The sequence below is a fragment of the Spirulina sp. CCY15215 genome, assembly GCF_016888125.1.
GTDB lineage: Bacteria > Cyanobacteriota > Cyanobacteriia > Cyanobacteriales > Spirulinaceae > CCY15215.
In genome coordinates this window covers 1-2899 of sequence record NZ_JACSWA010000370.1, presented here as the reverse complement: position 1 = coordinate 2899, position 2899 = coordinate 1, and the positions used below count along the sequence as shown (strand labels likewise).

Genomic DNA, 2899 nt, shown 5'->3' with positions numbered 1-2899 from the left:
GGCAAGATGCCCGCACTACCATAGCCAGAGAATACAGTAGTGGGAGCGTCTCGCTCCCTGGCTGCGTAAGTCCTAATCAATTATCAATAGGACTTACGCATTAACGGGCAAGATGCCCGCACTACCATAGCCAGAGAATACAGTAGTGGGAGCGTCTCGCTCCCTGGCTGCGTAAGTCCTAATCAATTATCAACTATCAACTATCAACTATCAACTATGATCCTGCCTACTGTTATTTTACCTGGCTACTTTGCTCGCGGCACGGATTATGTTGCTCTAGCAGAGATTTTAAAGCAAAAAGGAATTCCTGGGGCGATCGTGCCTTTGCGAAAACTGGATTGGTTGCCAACTCTTGGCGGTCGTTCTGTCGTTCCTGTTCTAAGATTGATTCATGACACTGTGCAGGGAGTTTTACAGAAATATAAGAGCGATCGCGTTAATTTGTTAGCACATTCGGCAGGAGGTTGGATCGCCAGGATTTATCTGGGAGATATTCCTTATACGATTCATGGGGATGTTACGGCAAAAGATGGAGTTTGGCAAGGGCGCGATCGCGTTGCATCTCTCATTTCTCTGGGAACTCCCCACGTTAGCCAAGAACGTTGGACAAAGCGCAATTTAGATTTTGTCAACAACAATTATCCTGGGGCATTTTACAGCGATTTAAAGTATGTTTGTGTCGCAGGAAAAGCGGTGTATGGCAAACAATGGGAGAGTTGGCTTGCTTATAACAGCTATAAATTAACAAGTGGTGAGGGGAATACTTGGGGGGATGGTATTACCCCGATCGCCGCAGCACATTTAGCTGGGGCTACCAATTTAACCTTAGAGGGAGTCATGCACTCGCCGCGATCGCCTGGTTTATGGTACGGTTCCCCCGAGGCGATCGCCCATTGGGTCGATTATTTAGTGTAATTTTGAGATAATAAAAAACTAAAGCACTCAATAAGGAGAACTTGAACAATGCGAATGCTACACACCATGTTAAGAGTCGGTAATTTAGAGGAATCCATCCAATTTTACTGCGAAGTTTTAGGAATGACCCTTTTGCGTCGAAAAGACTATCCTGGTGGGAAATTTACCCTTGCTTTTGTGGGTTATGGAGAAGAGTCGGAGAATACCGTTATTGAATTAACTTATAACTGGGGAATAGATAGTTATGATATCGGTAGCGGTTACGGTCATATTGCCCTTGGAGTCGATGATATTTACGCCACCTGTGAGGAAATCAAGGCACAGGGAGGAAAAGTTGTTCGAGAACCAGGACCCATGAAGCACGGAACAACAGTGATTGCTTTTATTGAAGATCCCACCGGTTATAAAATCGAACTAATTCAGCTAAAAAAAGTAGATGAAGACTAGAGATAAAATAGATGTTTGAGGTTATTATTCCCGTTAAAAATCGCAGGGAAATTAAACAATGTGTCGAGTCATTAATTAACCCAGAAAATGTGAGCGATCGCGTTTACAATGATTCCCTCGAACGGGTGATTATTTGTGATGGTGGCTCCAGCGATCGCCCTTGTATTTTAGCTTTACAAGAATTGCAAAAACGGGACAATGTAGAGGTTCTCTCCTATCCTAGTCCTCAGTTTAACAAATCTCGTTTAATCAATCAAGGGATTTTGCATTCTCATGGGGAATATTTACTCATCTCCGATGCGGATATTATTTGGAATGCAGCAACACTAACAGCATTACTCGATCGCGTTAAAGTGCAGGAAAAAGCGATCGCTTGCGTGCAGAATGTCAAAGAATCTAATCCCCATGCTGAAGTTTTAAGACGCGATCGCTATACTTATAAAATTGAGATTGAGAATAATATCCCTTCTGTTAAAATTGTTCGAGAAGAAAACAAAAACAGCGAAAATCGTCCCGGTTGCGGTTTAATCTGCACTCGTAAAAGCACATTGATGACATTGGGAGGATATAAAGAAATCTTTCAAGGATGGGGATGGGAAGATCGAGATTTATTGATGCGTGGGGAACTGTTAGGATTTGAGATTTGTTGGACAGGAAAAGTGATTCATCTTTCCCATTCAGATAAAGTCAGAAATCAGAATAATGATTGTTCTATTATGACAACCTCTATTATGACCACAAGAAATCTTAATATTATAGCTTCCATTCATTCTTTACAAAAAAGCGCGATCGGCGATCTAGGAAAATACACAATCAGCAAATAAGCAATATTTTTCCTCGATTAATTGGAAAATAATCGACTAAGCCCCATGATTTATCTTGATGTTGTCGATACAGTGTTAATGCTTGTTCAAATAAATCTGAAGTTAATCGAATAACTTCAACTTCATCAGATTCTAGAAATGTCTCAATGAATTCAACCACTTGATTTTTATGGCTACTTGATAAAGCGTTCCCAACTTCTAGAAAAATTGCATCAGTTGTAATCAAAGGATGACGATTAAACTGTTGAGATAATTCTAGTGCTTTTTGGTGATATTGATCTCGCTTATTAAGCAAGCCTACAATAAATAGCGTATCCACGAAAATCTTATTACTCATCTAAACCTCTTCCTAAATTAGCAGCAACTTGAATTGAAAAATCTTCAGGAGCATCAATCTCGATTTGCTGTAACCTTTCCATTAAGCTCGGTTTCGGAGAAATATTTTCTGAGTTGCTTAACTTTTCAATAATTTCATAAACTCGATTGAGTTGTTCTTCAGTTAAGTCTTCTAATTTATCTTGAATAATTTGTTTGGTTGTCATAGCTAGTTCTCTAAATCAATAAATACAAGTTGGTTGTTAGCGATCGCCTTATCCTGAAATCCTAACACATTCACTCTCTCGGAACAGTCGCACCTTGCCCCAAGAGATTATCATAGTTAACCTAGAGCCAAACTAAGGAGTAAAACTTATGCTACAAAACTATCGTCAACA

At 40.1% G+C, this 2899-nt stretch carries 5 protein-coding genes; 3 read left to right on the top strand and 2 right to left on the bottom strand.

All coding sequences use genetic code 11. The features are described 5' to 3' along the window. The first annotated feature begins 216 nt into the window (after positions 1-216). From JUI58_RS10405 to JUI58_RS10395, 3 genes are read left to right on the top strand one after another with little or no spacing between them, the layout of a single operon-like run. On the top strand, positions 217-915 hold the full coding sequence (locus tag JUI58_RS10405; RefSeq protein ID WP_204103717.1) for a hypothetical protein: 699 nt from the start codon (positions 217-219) through the stop codon (positions 913-915). 48 nt (positions 916-963) lie between these two features. Then, positions 964-1362, top strand: a complete 399-nt coding sequence (gene gloA, locus JUI58_RS10400) for a lactoylglutathione lyase (protein WP_204103716.1) — start codon at positions 964-966, stop codon at positions 1360-1362. Between the two features lie 11 nt (positions 1363-1373). After that, entirely contained in the window at positions 1374-2186 is an 813-nt protein-coding gene (locus JUI58_RS10395) for a glycosyltransferase family 2 protein (RefSeq protein ID WP_204103715.1), read from the top strand. Here the strand turns inward: JUI58_RS10395 and JUI58_RS10390 are convergent. Together JUI58_RS10390 and JUI58_RS10385 are read right to left on the bottom strand one after the other, a co-directional pair. Beyond that, positions 2176-2523: a PIN domain-containing protein gene (locus tag JUI58_RS10390; RefSeq protein WP_204103714.1), complete on the bottom strand. Its 348-nt coding sequence runs from the start codon at positions 2521-2523 to the stop codon at positions 2176-2178. The two genes, JUI58_RS10395 and JUI58_RS10390, sit on opposite strands and share 11 nt — an antisense overlap. Further along, on the bottom strand, positions 2516-2728 hold the full coding sequence (locus tag JUI58_RS10385) for a hypothetical protein (RefSeq protein WP_204103713.1): 213 nt from the start codon (positions 2726-2728) through the stop codon (positions 2516-2518). The genes JUI58_RS10390 and JUI58_RS10385 overlap by 8 nt, the downstream gene beginning before the upstream one ends. Between the last annotated feature and the right edge of the window lie 171 nt (positions 2729-2899).